Origin of the sequence: Pseudomonas sp. FSL W5-0203 (assembly GCF_001896155.1) — a bacterium.
GTDB classification, from domain to species: domain Bacteria; phylum Pseudomonadota; class Gammaproteobacteria; order Pseudomonadales; family Pseudomonadaceae; genus Aquipseudomonas; species Aquipseudomonas paracarnis.
Map to the genome: position 1 here is coordinate 123,433 of NZ_MPOR01000013.1, position 18,898 is coordinate 142,330.

Annotated in this window: 19 protein-coding genes; 15 read left to right on the forward strand and 4 right to left on the reverse strand. The window is 60.1% G+C overall.

Annotated features, from left to right (window positions below; translation table 11 throughout):
- The first annotated feature begins 32 nt into the window (after nucleotides 1-32).
- The 8 genes from BOP96_RS14440 (at nucleotide 33) to BOP96_RS14475 (ending at nucleotide 7,950) form a co-directional block, all read left to right on the forward strand.
- Nucleotides 33-1,034, forward strand: a complete 1,002-nt coding sequence (locus BOP96_RS14440; protein WP_014717198.1) for a response regulator — start codon at nucleotides 33-35, stop codon at nucleotides 1,032-1,034.
- A gap of 175 nt (nucleotides 1,035-1,209) precedes the next feature.
- A protein-coding gene (prfB, locus tag BOP96_RS14445) for a peptide chain release factor 2 (protein ID WP_096001736.1) occupies nucleotides 1,210-2,305 on the forward strand; the annotation gives its coding sequence in 2 pieces (ribosomal slippage) (nucleotides 1,210-1,281 and nucleotides 1,283-2,305; 1,095 coding nt in all).
- A 79-nt stretch (nucleotides 2,306-2,384) separates the two neighbouring features.
- A complete protein-coding gene (gene lysS, locus BOP96_RS14450) occupies nucleotides 2,385-3,887 on the forward strand; it encodes a lysine--tRNA ligase (RefSeq protein ID WP_003189082.1) in 1,503 nt (500 codons plus the stop codon).
- Nucleotides 3,888-4,030: 143 nt separating this feature from the next.
- Nucleotides 4,031-4,747, forward strand: coding sequence for a TetR/AcrR family transcriptional regulator (locus tag BOP96_RS14455; protein WP_014717200.1), 717 nt, complete (start codon nucleotides 4,031-4,033; stop codon nucleotides 4,745-4,747).
- A gap of 96 nt (nucleotides 4,748-4,843) precedes the next feature.
- Nucleotides 4,844-6,121 (forward strand): flavohemoglobin expression-modulating QEGLA motif protein, encoded by a 1,278-nt coding sequence (locus BOP96_RS14460; RefSeq protein WP_014717201.1) that lies wholly within the window; start codon nucleotides 4,844-4,846, stop codon nucleotides 6,119-6,121.
- Between the two features lie 92 nt (nucleotides 6,122-6,213).
- Nucleotides 6,214-7,119: an alpha/beta hydrolase gene (locus BOP96_RS14465; RefSeq protein ID WP_014717202.1), complete on the forward strand. Its 906-nt coding sequence runs from the start codon at nucleotides 6,214-6,216 to the stop codon at nucleotides 7,117-7,119.
- Nucleotides 7,116-7,442, forward strand: a complete 327-nt coding sequence (locus tag BOP96_RS14470) for a hypothetical protein (RefSeq protein ID WP_073453135.1) — start codon at nucleotides 7,116-7,118, stop codon at nucleotides 7,440-7,442. Before BOP96_RS14465 ends, BOP96_RS14470 begins: the two co-directional genes overlap by 4 nt.
- Nucleotides 7,443-7,593: 151 nt before the next feature.
- Entirely contained in the window at nucleotides 7,594-7,950 is a 357-nt protein-coding gene (locus BOP96_RS14475; RefSeq protein WP_014717203.1) for a hypothetical protein, read from the forward strand.
- A gap of 491 nt (nucleotides 7,951-8,441) precedes the next feature.
- On the opposite strand, the gene BOP96_RS14485 is transcribed toward BOP96_RS14475, so the two are convergent.
- The 3 genes from BOP96_RS14485 to BOP96_RS14495 form a co-directional block, all read right to left on the reverse strand.
- Entirely contained in the window at nucleotides 8,442-9,227 is a 786-nt protein-coding gene (locus tag BOP96_RS14485) for an OmpA family protein (protein ID WP_003189093.1), read from the reverse strand.
- 56 nt (nucleotides 9,228-9,283) lie between these two features.
- Nucleotides 9,284-9,709, reverse strand: coding sequence for a DUF4398 domain-containing protein (locus BOP96_RS14490; protein ID WP_003189094.1), 426 nt, complete (start codon nucleotides 9,707-9,709; stop codon nucleotides 9,284-9,286).
- 283 nt (nucleotides 9,710-9,992) lie between these two features.
- On the reverse strand, nucleotides 9,993-10,337 hold the full coding sequence (locus BOP96_RS14495; RefSeq protein WP_014717206.1) for a hypothetical protein: 345 nt from the start codon (nucleotides 10,335-10,337) through the stop codon (nucleotides 9,993-9,995).
- 199 nt (nucleotides 10,338-10,536) lie between these two features.
- On the opposite strand from BOP96_RS14495, the gene ppc reads away from it, so the two are divergent.
- The 6 genes from ppc (at nucleotide 10,537) to BOP96_RS14525 (ending at nucleotide 16,919) form a co-directional block, all read left to right on the forward strand.
- Nucleotides 10,537-13,182 carry a phosphoenolpyruvate carboxylase gene (ppc, locus tag BOP96_RS14500; RefSeq protein WP_060767075.1) on the forward strand — a complete coding sequence of 882 codons (2,646 nt, stop codon included), beginning with the start codon at nucleotides 10,537-10,539 and terminating at the stop codon, nucleotides 13,180-13,182.
- Nucleotides 13,183-13,462: 280 nt separating this feature from the next.
- On the forward strand, nucleotides 13,463-14,110 hold the full coding sequence (gene adk, locus BOP96_RS14505) for an adenylate kinase (protein WP_003189104.1): 648 nt from the start codon (nucleotides 13,463-13,465) through the stop codon (nucleotides 14,108-14,110).
- 90 nt (nucleotides 14,111-14,200) lie between these two features.
- Complete coding sequence (gene tsaB / locus BOP96_RS14510; protein ID WP_014717208.1) at nucleotides 14,201-14,887, forward strand: tRNA (adenosine(37)-N6)-threonylcarbamoyltransferase complex dimerization subunit type 1 TsaB; 687 nt, start codon at nucleotides 14,201-14,203, stop codon at nucleotides 14,885-14,887.
- 160 nt (nucleotides 14,888-15,047) lie between these two features.
- Nucleotides 15,048-15,350 (forward strand): hypothetical protein, encoded by a 303-nt coding sequence (locus BOP96_RS14515; protein WP_020301144.1) that lies wholly within the window; start codon nucleotides 15,048-15,050, stop codon nucleotides 15,348-15,350.
- Nucleotides 15,350-16,210 (forward strand): DUF72 domain-containing protein, encoded by an 861-nt coding sequence (locus BOP96_RS14520; RefSeq protein WP_038449171.1) that lies wholly within the window; start codon nucleotides 15,350-15,352, stop codon nucleotides 16,208-16,210. The genes BOP96_RS14515 and BOP96_RS14520 overlap by 1 nt, the downstream gene beginning before the upstream one ends.
- Before the next feature lie 10 nt (nucleotides 16,211-16,220).
- The gene (locus BOP96_RS14525) at nucleotides 16,221-16,919 is read left to right on the forward strand and encodes an extensin-like domain-containing protein (protein ID WP_073453136.1); all 699 of its coding nucleotides are present in this window, start codon (nucleotides 16,221-16,223) and stop codon (nucleotides 16,917-16,919) included.
- A 3-nt stretch (nucleotides 16,920-16,922) separates the two neighbouring features.
- On the opposite strand, the gene BOP96_RS14530 is transcribed toward BOP96_RS14525, so the two are convergent.
- Nucleotides 16,923-17,543 (reverse strand): hypothetical protein, encoded by a 621-nt coding sequence (locus BOP96_RS14530; protein ID WP_019817732.1) that lies wholly within the window; start codon nucleotides 17,541-17,543, stop codon nucleotides 16,923-16,925.
- Nucleotides 17,544-17,639: 96 nt separating this feature from the next.
- Here BOP96_RS14530 and BOP96_RS14535 point away from each other — a divergent pair, with 96 nt between their 5' ends.
- A complete protein-coding gene (locus BOP96_RS14535) occupies nucleotides 17,640-18,422 on the forward strand; it encodes a class I SAM-dependent methyltransferase (protein WP_014717213.1) in 783 nt (260 codons plus the stop codon).
- Nucleotides 18,423-18,898 lie beyond the last annotated feature (476 nt).

Consider the following 18,898-nt stretch of genomic DNA (forward strand, 5'->3'; position numbering starts at 1 on the left):
TGGCTTGCAGGTAGTAATTCAGGTGACTGCACATGAATGATTTACAGCTCGACGACTTCAAGACCGACGAAAACGCCGCCATGGTGTTGCTGGTCGACGACCAGGCCATGATCGGTGAAGCCGTGCGGCGTGGCCTGGCCCATGAAGAAAACATCGACTTCCACTTTTGTGCCGACCCGCACCAGGCGATTGCCCAGGCGATCCGCATCAAGCCCACGGTGATCTTGCAGGACCTGGTGATGCCGGGCCTGGACGGCCTCACTCTGGTGCGCGAATACCGCAATCACCCGGCCACCGCGAATATTCCGATCATCGTGCTGTCCACCAAAGAAGACCCGCTGATCAAGAGCGCGGCCTTTGCGGCCGGGGCCAACGATTACCTGGTCAAGCTGCCGGACAACATCGAGTTGGTGGCGCGCATCCGCTACCACTCGCGCTCCTACATGACCCTGTTGCAGCGCGACGCGGCCTACCGCGCGTTGCGCGTCAGCCAGCAACAGTTGCTGGACACCAACCTGGTGCTGCAACGCCTGATGAACTCCGATGGCCTGACCGGGCTGTCCAACCGCCGCCACTTCGACGAATACCTGGAGTTGGAATGGCGCCGCGCCATGCGCGACCAGACCCAACTGTCGCTGCTGATGATCGACGTGGATTTCTTCAAGACCTTCAACGACAGCTTCGGCCACGTCGAGGGCGACGAAGCCTTGCGCAAAGTCGCCAACACCATCCGTGAAGCCAGCAGCCGCCCTTCGGATTTGCCGGCGCGCTACGGCGGCGAGGAGTTCGCGCTGGTCCTGCCCAACACCTCACCGGGCGGCGCACGCCTGGTCGCGGAAAAGCTGCGCATGGCGGTAGCGGCGTTGAAAATCCCGCACATCGCCCCGGCTGAAGGTGCCAGCCTGACCATCAGTATTGGGCTGTCGACGTTGACGCCGGTCCAGGGTACCGATTGTCGGCAGTTGATCATGGCGGCGGACAAGGGGTTATACACGGCCAAGAATAATGGGCGTAATCAGGTGGGCATCGAATAATCCCAAGCGCCGGGCGCCTCTGTGGGAGCAGGTAAGCCAGCTCCCACATTTGATCGCTATCTGGCTATGGATCCTGTACAAACCACCGCCTTTTCGGCCAAGCGGACTGCCGTTCGCAGCCGTTTGCCGTTATACTCGCCGGCTTTCAAAAGTTCGCCAACGAGTGCTGCCCGCCATGGAAATCAACCCGATCCTTAACACCATCAAGGACCTGTCCGAGCGCTCCGAAACTATTCGGGGGTATCTTTGACTACGATCAAAAGCATGAGCGTCTGACCGAGGTCAATCGCGAGCTTGAAGATCCGAGTGTCTGGAACAAACCTGAGTACGCCCAGGAACTGGGGCGCGAGCGCGCTGCGCTGGCACAGATCGTCGATACCCTCGACGAACTGAACACCGGCCTGGGTGATTGCCGCGACCTGCTGGACATGGCCGTCGAAGAAAACGACGAAGGCGCAGTGGGCGATGTCGTCGCCGAGCTGGCCCGTCTCGAGGAAAACCTCGCCAAGCTTGAATTCCGCCGCATGTTCAGCCATGAAATGGACCCGAACAACGCCTATCTGGATATCCAGGCCGGTTCCGGTGGCACCGAGGCCCAGGACTGGGCCAACATCCTGCTGCGCATGTACCTGCGCTGGGCCGACAAACGCGGTTTCGACGCGACCATCATGGAACTGTCCGCCGGTGAAGTGGCCGGTATCAAGGGCGCGACCGTGCACATCAAGGGCGAATATGCCTTTGGCTGGCTGCGCACCGAGATCGGCGTGCACCGCCTGGTGCGCAAGAGCCCGTTCGACTCCGGCAATCGTCGCCACACCTCATTCTCTGCGGTGTTCGTCTCGCCAGAGATCGACGACAAAGTGGAAATCGAGATCAACCCGGCCGACCTGCGGATCGACACCTACCGTTCCTCCGGCGCCGGTGGCCAGCACGTAAACACCACCGACTCGGCCGTACGTATTACCCACGTACCGACCAACACCGTGGTCAGCTGCCAGAACGAACGTTCCCAGCACGCCAACAAGGACACCGCCATGAAAATGCTGCGGGCCAAGTTGTACGAGCAGGAAATGCAGAAGCGCAACGCGGCTTCCCAGGCGCTGGAAGACACCAAGTCGGATATCGGCTGGGGCCACCAGATCCGTTCGTACGTGCTCGATGCCTCGCGGATCAAGGATCTGCGCACTAACATCGAACGCAGCGACTGCGACAAGGTACTCGACGGCGATATCGACGAATACCTGGAAGCCAGCCTGAAATCCGGCCTCTAATACCCTCTGTGGGAGCGGGCTTGCCCGCGATCCCCCGCCGAAGGCTGGGGGCAACGAACCTGATGGAATATTTAAAGACATGAGCGACCAACAACTCGACCCGCAAGCCCTGCAACAGGAAGAAAACTCCCTGATCGCCCTGCGCAAGGAAAAGCTTGCTGCCGAGCGCGCCAAGGGTAACGCCTTCCCCAACGACTTCCGTCGCGACAACTACTGCGATGCCTTGCAGAAGCAATACGCGGACAAGACCAAGGAAGAACTGGCAGAGGCTGCGATCCCGGTCAAGGTGGCAGGTCGCATCATGCTCAACCGTGGCTCGTTCATGGTGATTCAGGACATGACCGGTCGCATCCAGGTCTACGTCAACCGCAAGACCCTGTCCGAAGAAACCCTGGCCTCGGTGAAAACCTGGGACATGGGCGACATCATCGCAGCCGAAGGCACCCTGGCCCGTTCCGGCAAGGGCGACCTGTACGTCGAGATGACCAATGTGCGCCTGCTGACCAAGTCCCTGCGCCCGCTGCCAGACAAACACCACGGCCTGACCGACACCGAACAGCGCTATCGCCAGCGCTACGTTGACCTGATCGTCAACGAAGACGTGCGCCAGACCTTCCGCGTACGCTCGCAAGTCATTGCTCACATCCGCAGCTTCCTGATGCAGCGTGACTTCCTGGAAGTGGAAACGCCGATGCTGCAGACCATCCCGGGTGGTGCCGCAGCCAAACCGTTCGAAACCCACCACAACGCGCTGGACATGGAAATGTTCCTGCGTATCGCGCCGGAGCTGTACCTCAAGCGCTTGGTGGTGGGCGGCTTTGAAAAGGTGTTCGAGATCAACCGCAACTTCCGTAACGAAGGCGTCTCGACCCGTCACAACCCTGAATTCACCATGTTGGAGTTCTACCAGGCCTACGCCGACTACGAAGACAACATGGACCTGACCGAAGAACTGTTCCGCGAGCTGGCACAGCTGGTGCTGGGCAGCACTGACGTGCCGTACGGCGACAAGGTGTTCCACTTCGGCGAGCCATTCGTGCGCCTGTCGGTGTTCGACTCGATCCTCAAGTACAACCCCGAGCTGACCGCTGACGACCTCAACGACATCGACAAGGCCCGTGCCATTGCCAAGAAAGCCGGCGCCAAGGTGCTGGGCTTCGAAGGCCTGGGCAAGCTGCAGGTGATGATTTTCGAAGAACTGGTGGAGCACAAGCTGGAGCAGCCGCACTTCATTACCCAGTACCCGTTCGAAGTGTCGCCGCTGGCCCGTCGCAACGACGACAACCCCAACGTCACCGACCGTTTCGAGCTGTTCATCGGTGGCCGCGAAATCGCCAACGCCTACTCCGAGCTTAACGACGCGGAAGACCAGGCCGAGCGTTTCATGGCCCAGGTGGCCGACAAGGACGCCGGTGATGACGAAGCCATGCACTACGATGCCGACTTCGTTCGGGCCCTGGAGTACGGCATGCCGCCGACTGCCGGTGAAGGTATCGGCATTGACCGTCTGGTGATGTTGTTGACCAACTCGCCGTCGATCCGCGACGTGATCCTGTTCCCGCACATGCGGCCGCAAGCGTAACCGTAGCGAAATCCGAAGCCGCCTTTTATAAGGCGGCTTTTTTATGTGGCCTGTTCAAGTGGTGCTCGTCAGTGATCGTTCCCACGCTCCGCGTGGGAATGCACCCTCTGACGCTCCGCGTCACCTCTAAAGGAAGAAGTGTGGTGAACCGCGTAATAGCTCAAGAAGGTGCCGCCGGCATTGCTGCTGCCGTGGCTGAAAGCGTTCAGTACCAGGGCCGCAAGGCCAGCCGACGGGGCAGCGAGCAACGCCGGCAAGACATTCTCGATGCGGCCATGCGTATCGTCGTGCGCGATGGCGTGCGGGCCGTACGTCACCGGGCAGTGGCGGCAGAGGCGGGGGTGCCGCTGTCGGCCACTACCTATTACTTCAAAGACATCGACGACCTGCTCACCGATACCTTCGCCCAGTACGTGGAACGCAGCGCCGCTTTCATGGGCAAACTGTGGGTGCGCAACGAAGGCCTGTTGCGCGAGATGGTCGCCTATGGCGATGGCAGCCCGGAGTCGCGCTCGCAACTGGCCGATGATATCGCGCGCCTGACCGCTGACTATGTGCTGCGCCAGCTGACCAACCGGCGCGAATACCTGATGGCTGAGCAGGCTTTTCGCCAGGAAGCCCTATTGAACCCGCGGCTGGCCGAACTGGTACGCTCCCATCAACAGATCCTGTTGCAGGGTACCGGGCAGTTTTTCCAGGTATTGGGCTCCCGGGAGCCGCAGCAGGATGCCAAGGTGTTGACGGCTATCATCAGTCGGATGGAATATCAGGGCCTGTTGGGCGGCGCAGAGCCTCTGACCGGTGACGAGATGCTTGAAATTCTCAAGCGTTACATGCACCTGGTATTGGCCTCGGTCTAGCCCTGTGCGCAATCTGCTTTGGGGGGAGCTGGGCTTGCTGCTGAAGCCGTGCGCTACCTGCGCGTGGGCCAATAACGTTTAAAGAGGAAGCACCGGGTGGACGATTACCAGCAGACGATACGCACCTTGTCCGATCGCATTGTGCTGGCGCAAACACCGATCCGCGTTCTCGATGCGGTGAAATGGGACGAAAACATTCGCCAGGGATTTCTCAAGGCCAAGGGCAAGGCGATGCCTGCCGTAGACCGTGATTACTACCTGAACCGACCGCTGTCGTTCGACTCCAGCGCGGTGAAGCTGGAATTCCAGAACATCGAGCGCGACATCACCCGTCGCCTTGGACAATTCAGCCCGGTGGGGCAGATCATGCGGCGCATGTGCCGCGAATACCGCATGGTGGTGCGCATGCTTGAAGCGCGCGGCACCGAGGACTTCGGTCTTATTTCCCAAGAGCTGTACGGCGCCGCCTCCGATGCGTTCCACGCTGGCGACCCGACCCTGGCCGACCTTGGTCTGATGCTCTCCGATTACCTGAACAACATTGATGGCCGGGGTGACCTCAAGGACGAAGCCAAGACCCTCACCGCCAAAGATGCGGTCAGCCTGCTGCAAACCCGTCTGAACAAAGTGTTTGGCGAAGCGGAGGAGACCATCCGCGTATTCGAGTCCGATGGCATTGTCGCCGACGCAGCGGCGGGCGCTGACTACATCAAGATCCGCGCCGACGCGATGTTCAACGACCGCGACGTGCGCGCTTTGGAGGTGCATGAAGGCCTGGTGCATGTGGGCACCACCCTCAACGGCCAGAACCAGCCGATCTGCACGTTCCTGTCCAAAGGCCCGCCGTCGTCCACCGTCACCCAGGAAGGCCTGGCGATCCTGATGGAAATCATCACGTTTGCCTCCTACCCCAGCCGCCTGCGAAAACTTACCAACCGGACACGTGCCATCCATATGGTGGAGGAGGGGGCGGACTTCCTGCAGGTGTTTGAGTTCTTCCGCGAGCAAGGCTTTGAAATGGCCGAAAGCTATGGGAATGCCAGCCGGGTATTCCGTGGTTCGGTGCCCACCGGTCTGCCATTTACCAAGGATTTGTCCTACCTCAAGGGCTTTATCATGGTCTACAACTACATCCAGCTCGCTGTACGTAAAGGCAAGCTGGAGCAAGTGCCGCTGCTGTTCTGCGGCAAGACCACCCTTGAAGACATGCGTACCCTGCGCCAGTTGGTCGACGAAGGCCTGGTGGTGCCGCCCAAGTACCTGCCGGAGCAGTTTCGCGACATGAACGCGCTGGCGGCCTGGATGTGCTTCTCCAACTTCCTCAACCACTTGAGCCTGGACCGGATCGAGGCGGATTACTCCAATATCCTTTAACTGACGAAACCGGATCAAAATGTGGGAGCAGGCAAGCCAGCTCCCACATTTGATCTGCACGGGTCTTCAGAACTTTCGCGAGGCTTCAACGGATGAGAATCCTCGGCATTTTATGCCTGCTACTCACACTGAACGGCTGCAGCTCCTTGCTGTTCTACCCCGAGCCCGGCCTGCCCTTCACGCCGGAAAAAGCCCATCTTCCATACCGCGACGTCACGCTCACCACCGCAGATGGCGTGAAACTGCACGCCTGGTGGCTGCCGGCCAAACCCGGTGTACCGCTCAAGGGCACCGTCCTGCATTTGCACGGCAATGGCGGTAACCTCGCCTGGCACCTGGGGGGCAGTTGGTGGTTGCCGGAACAGGGCTATCAAGTGCTGTTGCTGGACTATCGTGGCTATGGGCTTTCGGAAGGCAAGCCATCGTTGCCGGCGATCTACCAGGATATCGACGCCGCTTTCAGCTGGATCGACAAGGCGCCTGAAACCCAGGGTCAACCGCTGATTATCCTCGGCCAAAGCCTGGGTGGTGCACTGGCAGTGCATTACCTGGCAGCCCACCCGGAGCGCCAATCCCAACTCAAGGCGCTGGTATTGGACGGCGTACCCGCCAGTTATCGTGACGTAGGACAATTCGCCTTGAGCACTTCCTGGTTAACCTGGCCGTTGCAGGTGCCGCTGTCATGGCTGGTGCCTGACGGCGATAGTGCGATCAAGGCCATGCCAGGGCTGACCGGCGTGCCCAAGTTGCTGTTCCACAGCCTGGATGACCCTATCGTGCCGGTGTCCAATGGCATCCGCTTGTATCAGGCCGCCCCCCCGCCCAGGGTGTTGCAACTGACCCGTGGCGGCCATGTGCAGACCTTTGCCGACAAAACCTGGCAAACCGTCATGCTGCGTTATCTGGACGACCCGCAGCACTTCAACGGCTTGCGCCGCCTGGGAGAAATCCCGAATTACCCTGTTCCTAAAGTTGATTCATCAGAGAGCCCGCAATGAGCGAAGAACGCAATATGATCCCGCTGATTCTCACCGGCATCGGCACCATCATCGGCACCGTAGGCTGCCTGTGGTACTACGGCTACCTGCACTTCGCCAAGCCCGAAGATGCGTTGCTGCTCAGCGACTTCACCATGCTCAAGACAGTGCCGGGCGAGGATTACAAGATCTCCCTGACCCCGGCTGCGCAAGTGGCGCAGTGCGCTGACGGCGTGTTGGTGATGTTTGATACCGAACAGAAAGGCTTGAGCGGCGTGCTGGTCAATAACAAGAAGCAGGCCGTGCGTTGCATGGGGCAGGAAACCCCGCAGTTGCAACAGTGAGCCCAAAAACCATCCGGTGTGCAGCTTAGTTGCTCAAGGGCTTTCGAGCCTTTACAGATTGGAACCATCTTCATTCGTACGCCACAGATGAGGTACTGATTGGCCTGGCTGATCAGCGCACTTTATTTCATCAATCTGGAGTACGAGTTTTATGAATGGTATTGGCGCAGCACCTTCAATTGGCGTCGGCAATTCGGGAGGTTCTCAGGGGGCTTCGCAAGGTCTTGATCAGCAAATCCAGCAACTTCAAGAGCAAATCCGCGCTAAGCGCGGTGAAGGTTCGCAAGGTTCTGGTTCCGGTGGTTCCCAGGGGGGTGGAGGCGCTCAAGGTTCCGGAGCAAGCCAAGGCGCTGGTGGGGGAGAAAGCATTGAAGAGCTGCTTGAAATGCTGAAGCAACTGCTGGAAAAAAAAGCGGCTCAAAGTGGCCAAGCCGGTGAAGGTGGCTCAGCTGGCCAAGGCCAGATTCAGGCCGGCGGTGGCGAGAATCAAGGCTCAGTCACCTACTGATAGGCAACCCTTAAAAACCTGTCAGTTATCGACAGGTTTTTCATGTCAGCGGCATTGCACTTATCGGCGTACCGGGGGCGTGTAACGAAATTGTTTGGAACCTAATTGCGTCAGGTACCACAAAGGGCGATGTAACTTACGCACAGTGGGGGCGGGAAGGCAGTGATAAGAATTGATGCGATATGCAATATGCTGGCTATGGCCAGGGCGCATCAGGCGTTGGAGCGGGCGGATGCGCAAGAACAGGCGCGTAATCAGTTGGCAGGTTGCTCATCTGATACCTCCCGTCATAACAAAAAGATAACGCCGCCGGATGAAGATACTGATCGCATGATCAAGTTTCCCTAGTCAAAAAAACCACCGTTTCTGGTGGTTTTTTTGTGGCAATCGCATCACCTTCGGATACCTCAATGACTAAAGCTTGAATACGCTTTCATGAATGGCAACGAAAAAGCCCCGCCTGAAGGCGGGGCTTTTTACCAGACCAATGATCAGTTAGCGACGGAAGACCGTGGCTTGACCGGCTGGTTGTCGTTGGAGATTGTCACTTCAACGCGACGGTTCATGGCGCGGCCGGAAACGCTGCCGTTATCGGCAACCGGATATTCCTTGCCATAGCCCTGGGTCACGATGCGCGAGATATCCACGCCTTGTTGAGCCAGTGCACGTTGAACGGAAGCGGCACGACGCTCCGACAGGCTCTGGTTGTACGAGTCAGAACCGGTGCTGTCGGTGTAGCCTTCGACGATCACTTTACGGTCTGGGTTGTCGCGCAGGAACTGAGCCAGCTTGGTGATGTTCACCAGGCCGCTGGATTTCAGGTCGGACTTGTTGGTGGCGAACAGCACGTCACCGAAAGTCACCAGGGTGCCACGATCGGTTTGCTTGGCGTTCAAGCTGTTTTGCAGTTGCTTGATCTGCGCATCACGCGCGTCCAGCAGGGCACGGGCGCGTTCGTCACCGGCGTTTTTCAGCTTGGCTTCGGATTCGCGCAGGACGATGGTGTCCTTGGCCACTTCAACGCGCTGGTTGGTCAGGTATGCGAGTTGGTCGACTTTCTTCTCGTCTTCTTTGTCGCGGTAGGCCTTGTCAGCCTTGTCCAGCCAGTCGCTGGCGTCTTTGGTTTCCAGCGCAGCCAGCTTGGTGGCTTGTGGGTTGGTTTGCAGGGACGAGAAATTGGTCCGCGCATTTTCCAGGTTCGCGTTCGGCGGGGTGGAGCAGGCCGCCAAGGCAACGCTCATCGCCAGCAGGGCAGGGATCATCAATTGTTTACGCATAGTCGTGTCGTCCTTTCAATTCGATATCAGGTGCGATGCAGTCAAGTGGCAGCGGTTTACTTCTGCATGATTGCAGCTGGGCGCATGCCTTCTTTACGCAGTTCGTCAACAGCCTTCTGGGAATCCTTCACAGCCTGTTGAGCCTTGGCAGCCTGGGCTTTACGCTCAGCGACGCGAGCATCCCACTCGGCTTGTTCAGCCAGTTGGCGAGCTTTGTCGTAGTTCTTGTCGTGCATGGCAATCTCAGCTTCTTTGAGCTTGTCCTGGGCCGACTTCATTTCCACCGCCGCATACTCGGTACCGCCGGCGCTGACTGCGCTGTTGACGGCCGATTGGGTTACGGCGTACTGCTCGGTTGGAGGGTTGCCGGCGCAGCCCGCCAGAACGAAGCTGGTGCCGATTGCCAGCGCGGCCAATTTGAGCCCGCGCAGGTGGTTAAACGAGGATTTGGCAGTGCTGGTGTTCATCGTCTTCAACTCCATTGGATAACTCCTGAAAAACATCAAAATCCATCGGGGCGTATCGATTTCGGGCCCGTCGGTAAAGCACATGGCGTCCGTTCAAACGACCGTTCCACAAGTGATGGCTACTGGCTGTGACCGGAGGCTTTTTTCAAAAGTTCAGCGGATATGGCGATTTGCCTAAAAAAATATCTGACTGACTGGTCAATGTTTAAAAAATGGAACTTTCGCGGCGGGCAGCGGTACCTCCGGGCCTGTAAAAGGCCCGGAATACGTGGGTTTAATTGACGTCAATAAATGTTTATCAGTGTTTTTGTTCGTCAGCAACGGCTGATAAATCATGCAAATGGCGACGGGATAACGTGAGAAAACGTGGGGTGGGGCCGACGTCTTCATACAGCGGATCACCCTCTTCGTCGGTGGCAATCACCTGCTGGCCCTGGATGTAGGGAAAGCTGGCTTCCAGCTCTTCCAGGGCGGCGCCGATCAGCTCGCCGAGCAGTTCTTCGACGTGGCGCTTGGGGTACATCTCGGCAATGGCCGCCAGCCGGGCAGCGGCTTCTACATCCAGATGAATGGCGTATTCAGTCTTGGTCAAACGACCCTTGGCGGTTTCTTCCCAATGCTGGGCCAGTTCTCGAATTTTCATGGCTACCTCAATAAAGCCTGCGATGGCAGGCGGTGATGAGTGACCAGCCGCCTGCGTGAAAATAACGCGGCGACTCATCGTTGAGACTAGCTGCAAGCGCCAAGGTTTAAAGTCGTTCGCGTTCGGCCTTGTCAGAAACCGACGTCGGCGGCACTCTGAAGCACCTGCGCGTCCCGGATTTCTGGCTGGAGATTGGCTGATGAGTGATATCGATGCACGCTTGCGTGAGGATGTTCACCTGCTGGGTGAGCTGTTGGGCAACACCATTCGAGAGCAGTACGGCGAGGCTTTCCTCGATAAGATCGAGCAGATCCGCAAAGGCGCCAAGGCCGACCGCCGTGGAGCCGTTTCGCAAAATGCCGCTGGTGATGAACTGAGCGCCAGCCTCAATCAGTTGCAGGAGGAGGAGTTGCTGCCCGTGGCGCGGGCCTTCAACCAGTTCCTCAACCTGGCCAACATTGCCGAGCAATATCAGTTGATTCATCGGCGCGATGAATCGCAATCTGCGCCGTTCGAATCCCGCGTCTTGCCAGAATTGCTGGCCCGTCTGCAAAGCGAAGGGCACAGCAATGAATCCTTGGCCCGGCAGCTGGCGCGGCTGGACATCGAGCTGGTGCTCACCGCCCACCCCACCGAAGTGGCCCGCCGCACGCTGATTCAGAAATACGATGCCATTGCCGCGCAACTGGCCTTGCAGGATCACCGCGATCTCACCACCGCCGAGCGCGAGCAGATTCGCGAGCGTTTGCAACGCTTGATCGCCGAAGCCTGGCACACCGAAGAAATCCGGCGCGTGCGCCCCACGCCGGTAGATGAAGCCAAATGGGGCTTTGCGGTGATCGAGCATTCGCTGTGGCACGCCATTCCCAATTACCTGCGCAAGGCCGACCAGGCCCTGCACGCCGCCACCGGCTTGCGCCTGCCCCTGGAGGCTGCGCCGATTCGCTTTGCTTCGTGGATGGGCGGCGACCGTGACGGCAACCCCAACGTCACCGCGCCGGTCACCCGCGAAGTGCTGCTGCTGGCGCGTTGGATGGCGGCGGATTTGTATCTGCGTGACATTGATCAACTGGCTTCCGAGCTGTCGATGCAACAGGCCAGCCCGGCGTTGCAAGCGAAAGTCGGCGACAGCGTCGAACCTTATCGTGCCTTGCTCAAGCAACTGCGCGAACGCCTGCGCGCCACGCGCCAGTGGGCCCACACCTCGTTGACCAGCACCACCCCGGCGCCGGCCGAGGTGTTGCAGGACAACCGCGACCTACTCGACCCTCTGCAACTGTGCTACCAATCGCTGCACGAATGCGGCATGGGCGTGATCGCCGATGGCCCGCTGCTCGACTGCCTGCGCCGTGCCGTGACGTTCGGCCTGTTCCTGGTGCGCCTGGATGTGCGTCAGGACTCCAGCCGTCACTCGGCGGCCATGACCGAAATCACCGATTACCTGGGCCTGGGGCGTTATGAGGACTGGGATGAGGATGCGCGTATCAGCTTCCTGACCCAGGAACTGACCAATCGGCGGCCCTTGCTGCCGGGTTACTTCAAACCCTCGGCGGACACTGCCGAGGTATTGAATACCTGCAAGGAAATCGCCGCCGCACCGGCGGCGTCATTAGGTTCGTATGTCATCTCTATGGCGGGCGCCGCGTCGGATGTATTGGCGGTGCAACTGCTGTTGAAAGAGTCGGGCGTACAACGGCCGATGCGCGTAGTGCCGTTGTTCGAGACCCTGGCCGACCTGGACAACGCCGGACCGGTGATGGAGCGCCTGCTGCAATTGCCGGGTTACCGCGCACGCTTGCAGGGCCCGCAGGAAGTGATGATTGGCTACTCGGACTCGGCCAAGGACGCCGGCACCACGGCCGCCGCCTGGGCACAGTACCGGGCGCAGGAGCGCCTGGTGGACATCTGCCGCGAGCAACAGGTGGAGCTGTTGTTGTTCCATGGTCGCGGCGGCACCGTTGGTCGTGGCGGTGGCCCGGCACACGCGGCTATCCTGTCGCAGCCGCCGGGCTCGGTGGCGGGGCGTTTCCGTACCACTGAGCAGGGCGAGATGATTCGCTTCAAATTCGGTCTGCCGGATATCGCTGAGCAGAACCTCAATCTCTACCTGGCGGCGGTACTGGAAGCGACCCTGTTACCGCCGCCCCCTCCCGAGCCTGCCTGGCGTCATCTGATGGACGAACTGGCGGCAGACGGTGTCAGCGCTTACCGGGCCGTGGTGCGGGAAAATCCGCAGTTCGTCGAGTACTTCCGCCAGTCCACGCCGGAGCAGGAGTTGGGCCGTTTGCCCTTGGGCAGTCGCCCGGCCAAGCGCCGTGCGGGCGGGATAGAAAGCTTGCGCGCCATCCCATGGATCTTTGGCTGGACCCAGACGCGTCTGATGCTACCCGCCTGGCTCGGCTGGGAAGCGGCACTGAGCAAGGCGCTGGAGCGCGGTGAAGGTCAATTGCTGGGGCAGATGCGCGAGCAGTGGCCATTCTTTCGCACGCGCATCGACATGCTGGAAATGGTGCTGGCCAAGGCCGATGCCGATATCGCCCGTCTTTATGATGAGCGTCTGGTGCAGCCGGACCTGCTGGCATTGGGTGCGCACTTACGCGACCTATTGTCGCAGGCGTGTGACGTGGTGCTTGGCCTGACCGGCCAGTCGCAGCTGCTGGCCCATAGCCCCGACACCCTGGAGTTCATCCGCCTGCGCAACACCTACCTGGACCCCTTGCACCTGTTGCAGGCCGAGTTGTTGGCACGTTCCCGTCAGCAGGAGGCTGCGCAAGACAGCCCTCTGGAACAGGCGCTGCTGGTGTCCGTGGCCGGTATTGCGGCCGGTTTGCGCAACACCGGTTGAGGTTTTTTGCGTGCACTCAATGGCTTGCGGATAAACCACGACGACCGCCCGGAAACGGGCGGTCGTCTTTTGAGCAGGCGGGTTGCGCTCAGGCACACCCTGGCGCTGACGCATGTGCGGCGCGGGTTTCTCCTACTTTTGGCGGCTTGTATGGTGAGGGCCCGCTGTGTATCTTGATCAGCCTTTGGCCGTTTGATCGGCCTAGAACCACATTTTTACGAGATTGGCCCCACGCGGCGAATCCGAGCGTCATCTCTATAAAAAATTGAGGAGCACATCGATGCGCGTCATTCTGCTGGGAGCTCCCGGGGCCGGTAAAGGTACTCAGGCAAAGTTCATCACTGAAAAATTCGGCATTCCACAAATCTCCACCGGCGACATGCTGCGTGCGGCCGTCAAGGCTGGCACCGAGCTGGGCCTGATCGCCAAGAGCGTGATGGACAGCGGCGGCCTGGTCTCCGATGACCTGATCATCAACCTGGTCAAGGAACGCATCAGCCAGGAAGACTGCAAGAACGGTTTCCTGTTCGACGGCTTCCCACGCACCATTCCCCAGGCCGAAGCCTTGGTGAAGGCGGGCGTGGAGTTGGACGCCGTGGTCGAGATCGCAGTTGAAGACGAAGAGATCGTCCAGCGTATCGCTGGCCGTCGCGTTCACGAAGGCTCGGGCCGCGTGTACCACATCGTCTACAACCCGCCGAAAGTCGAAGGCAAGGACGATGTCACTGGCGAAGACCTGGTGCAGCGTAAAGACGACACCGAAGAAACTGTGCGTCATCGCCTGTCGGTCTACCATTCCCAGACCAAGCCCCTGGTGGACTTCTACCAGAAGCTGTCCGCAGCCCAGGGCAAGCCGAAATACAGCCACATCCCAGGTGTGGGTTCGGTAGAGGCCATCACCGCCAAGGTGCTGCAAGCACTGAGCTGATCCTGTGATCGGCGGCACAGACAACGGCCCGCTTGCGGGCCGTTGTTGTTTATACTGGCGCACTTTTTTCCGACTTGGACACCCACACCGATGAGCACCCTGCTGGCCCTGGACACCGCGACTGAAGCTTGCTCCGTTGCCTTGCTGCACGATGGCAAGGTTACGAGCCACTACGAGGTGATCCCGCGCCTGCACGCGCAGAAATTGTTGCCGATGATCAAGCAACTGCTTGAAGACGCCGGTACCACCCTGGCGGCCGTAGACGCCATCGCGTTCGGCCGTGGCCCCGGTGCATTCACTGGCGTGCGCATTGCCATTGGCGTGGTGCAGGGCCTGGCCTTTGCGCTGGAGCGCCCGGTGCTGCCGGTGTCCAACCTGGCGGTACTGGCCCAGCGCGCGTTGCGTGAGCACGGGGCGTCGCACGTGGCAGCGGCAATTGATGCGCGCATGGATGAAGTTTACTGGGGTTGCTACCGTGAGACCGCAGGCGAAATGCGCCTGGTCGGCACGGAAGCGGTGCTGGCCCCCGAAGCGGCGCAACTGCCCGCTGACGCCAGCGGCGATTGGTTCGGTGCCGGCACGGGCTGGGGTTATGGCGAACGCATCAAGGTGACCTGTGCCGAACAGGACGCGGCGATGTTACCCCACGCCGAAGACCTGCTGGCGTTGGCACGTTTCGCATTCGAGCGCGGCGAGGCGATTGCGGCGGACCAGGCAGCACCGGTGTACCTGCGCGATAAAGTCGCGCAGACCAAGGCCGAACGCGGGATTATTTGACGCCAAAAATGTGGGCGTTACGCGGCAAATTTCGCCAATCGTCAGAATTTGCCTGGGTTTTTAAACCTTTTACAAATTATGTGTTCTAGTTATCACCAGAGCATTTGCGCGCCATGGAAAGTGCCGCTAAATTGCCATCATTGATACCGAGTCTGCATGTATGCGTATAGACGGTTTTTCCTCACAGTCGTACCCCCTCAAGCGTAAGCCGCGCAAGGCGAGCGTGACGGTAGACGAGTCCGTCGAGGATTCACCGGACTTCATCGAAGTACACACCGATACGCCTTCCAAAGCTCCAGGCGCCTCGAGCGCACGTATCAGCGGCGTTCCTGCCCGTCAGCAAGACATGGTCTTTCCCCGTTCCATGAGCAAAAGCGTTGCCACCGCCCTGGCCAGCTACCTGACCACTGCCGGCTTTGTCGAATGGGATATGGAAGTGCTGGGTCTCGATATCCATATCTGATGCGTTTGCCTTATTACATCGGCTGCCCGTCCTGGAGTGAAAACGCCTGGCGCGAGTACCTGTATCCCGTTGAGGCACGTTCCAGCGATTACCTCGGGCTCTATTCCCAGGTCTTCAACGCCGTTGAGGGCAATACCACTTTTTACGCTCGCCCCTCGGCCGCCACTGTGCAGCGCTGGGCCGAAATCATGCCTGATGATTTTCGCTTCACCGCCAAATTCCCCGGCGATATCAGCCATGCTGGCGATTTACGTGAACAGTTGCCGGCGGCAGAAAGTTTTGTCGGCTTGATGAGCCCGTTGGGTGAGCGCGTTTCACCGCTGTGGCTGCAGCTCTCGAAGAGCTTTACGCCGCCACGCCTGGCGGAGCTGGCTGGATTTCTCGATGGCATTGATCGGCCGCTGGCCGTGGAGGTGCGTCATGAACAGTTCTTTGCCAAGGGTGATGCTGAGCGCATGCTCAACCGCCTGTTGCGCGATCGCGGTGTCGAGCGCATCTGCCTCGATCCCCGTGCACTGTTCAGTTGTACTTCTACCTCGGAAGCGGTGCTGCATGCCCAGTCAAAAAAGCCCCGGGTGCCACCGCGCCCGGCGGCCCTGACGCAGTTTCCCCAGGTGCGCTTCATCGGGCATCCGGACCTTGAGGCCAATGACCCGTTCCTGATTCCCTGGGTGGAAAAGATTGCCAGTTGGATCGAAGAGGGCCGCACGCCCTATATGTTCCTGCACACGTCGGACAACCGTCTCGCGGCACAGCTGGCGCTGCGCTTCCACGCCAAGCTGATGGTGCGCCTGCCAGGGCTACCGCCGCTGCCTGCCTTGCATCGAGAACCCGTGGCGGAGCAGCTCGGACTACTTTGAGGGTTGAGCCGTGGGTGTGGTCAAGACATTGAGTGTGTTGCTGTTGGTGGTGGGGGCATTTGCGTTGGCTGTCTGGCGCGGTTGGGTGCCGATGCCGCCTGAATGGAACCCCTGGGCGCCCTTGGATGTGCGAGCGAGCCCCAACCTGTTGACGCGCTACAAGCTCAGTCGTTTGCAGGATGATCCAGCGCTGTGTGACCAGGTGTTGAACACCTCTGGTCTGCGCGTGAGCCGCCAGGCCGATACACCGACTGATGCAGCGTGCCCCTTGCGCAGTGTCCTGCGCGTGCAGGGCGCTGACGTGGCCTTGAGCAGCAGCTTTCTTGCCAGTTGCCCGCTGGCGGTGGCGTTCGCCTTGTTCGAGCGACATAGCCTGCAACCGGCGGCCCAGGCCGTGTTTGGCCAAGCGGTGAGCCGCGTCGAGCATTTGGGCAGTTTTGCCTGCCGTAATATCTACAACCGTGCCGACGGTCGACTCAGCCAGCATGCGTCGGCCAATGCCCTGGATATCGCCGGTTTTCGCCTGGCGGATGGGCGCAGCATCAGCGTGCTCAAGGATTGGCCGGGCCAGGGCGACAGTGCGCGTTTCCTGCGCTTGGTACGCGATGGCGCCTGTGATGATTTCAACGTGGTGTTGAGCCCGGACTACAACGCCGCCCATCGCAACCATTTCCATCTGGACATGGGGCGTTGGTGGGTGTGTCGCTAAGGTTCAGGCGGCCAGGCGCAGGTTGTGGGTCACCAGCGGGCGCGCCCAGTAGTAATCGAAATCCAGGGCCTTTTGCTGCGCCAGCAGTTCTTCTTCGGGGTACGGCGTGGCGGCCGGTGGCAGCAGGTCCAGCTCGAATTCGGCAATTGGCAGGTGCAGGGGGCGTGGTTGTGGCGCCGGGCCTGGCTCGGGTAGCGGTTGGCCGGCGTTCAGCACGATGGGGCGCACCCACTCGCTCTCAAACGCTTGCTGGCGTTGCTGGGCGACTATTTCTTCTTCCGGGAACGGCGTCGCGGCCGGTGGCAGCAGCTCGGTTTCGAACTCGGCAATTGGCAGGAAGAGCGGTTCCGGCGGGGCGATCTCGGTGTCTTTCACATCGCACTCACGCTGGGTGAGGATCTGCGCCAGCAGGTCGGCGCCTTCGCGGGGTTCAACCGCCGGGTCTGCCGGGGCAGGCGTCTTGGCGGCGAGCGCGTCCGACGTTTCACCGAGCTGCTCGGCCAACGCACGGGCGAAGAAGTCCTGCCACACATGACTCACCCCGGCCAGCGCTTGGGTATTGCGCAGGCCGTAATGGTTGTGGGTCGGCAGTACACCGATGGAAAGGGGAAGAATGTCTGACATTTTTCTCGGTCGACGCTCAGCTCTGGCAAAATACCTGACTGTGATTTTTATCGGCCGTTGTTTGCCGATCCTTAATATTTTTGAGCGTGGCGATTGATGAACGAACAACCAGCGGCCAGCCGCATCCAGGTCCAAGCCTTGGCTGACAGCTTCCAGGCCCGCGCTGAACAGTGGGCTTCGCTGCTGGGGTTGCCTCTGCAGGTGGCCGATGCGGATTTTTCCCTGCAAGTGGGGGAGCACGGCTTGCAGTTGCAACAGCTTGGGCCTGATGCGCCAGGGCCGGTGCGGGTCGACTTTGTCGAAGGCGGCGCGGCGCATCGGCGGTTGTATGGTGGCGGCAGCGGGCAGATGATCGCCAAGGCGGTGGGAATCGCCCAGGGCGTGCGCCCGCGGGTGCTGGATGCCACGGCTGGCTTGGGCAAGGACGCGTTCGTGCTGGCCAGCCTCGGGTGTGAGATGAGCCTGATCGAGCGCCAGCCGCTGATCGGCGCCTTGCTCGAAGATGGTCTGGCCCGCGCTGCCGAGGATTTTGACGTGGCGCCGATTGTGGCGCGCATGAAGCTGCTCAAGGGCAACTCCATCGACGTGATGCTCAACTGGCAGGGCGAGCCGCCTCAGGTGATCTACCTGGACCCGATGTTTCCGCACCGTGAGAAAACTGCCCTGGTGAAGAAGGAAATGCGCCTGTTCCGCCCATTGGTGGGCGATGACCCGGATGCCCCGGCGTTGCTCGCGGCGGCTCTGGCCCTGGCCAGCCATCGTGTGGTGGTCAAGCGTCCGCGCAAGGCACCCTGCATTGAGGGGCCGAAGCCGAGCCATGCGCTGGATGGCAAGTCCAGCCGCTACGACATTTATCCCAAGAAAGCGCTCAAGCCGTAAGCTGCAAACAGCAGCACTTATCTCCCAGGTGCGGCGAGATCCAACTGTGGGAGCTGGCTTGCCTGCGAAGACGGCCTGACAGCCGATGCCTATCTCTCTGGCGCGCCGCAATCCAAATGTGGGAGCTGGCTTGCCTGCGATGACGGCCTGAAAGCCGACACCTGTCTACCTGACGCCCCGCTATCCAAACTGTGGGAGCGGGCTTGCTCGCGAAGGCTGCCTGGCAGTCAACACAGTTGGATTGTGTACATATCCATTCCTGCGGTAACGGCCACCTAGGGTTCCGCTCTGACAGCGGCTCACTTTTGAAAAGCGCAAAAGTAAGCAAAACGCTCTTGCCCCACCACTCGGCACCTCGCTTAGGCTCGGTGTGCCCGTAATCCGCCAGTGATTTGGGGGGCCGCCGCCACGCGCCATCCATGGCGCGGGGCGGCTAAACCGGCATCCCTGCCGGTTTACCCCCCAAATCCCTGTCG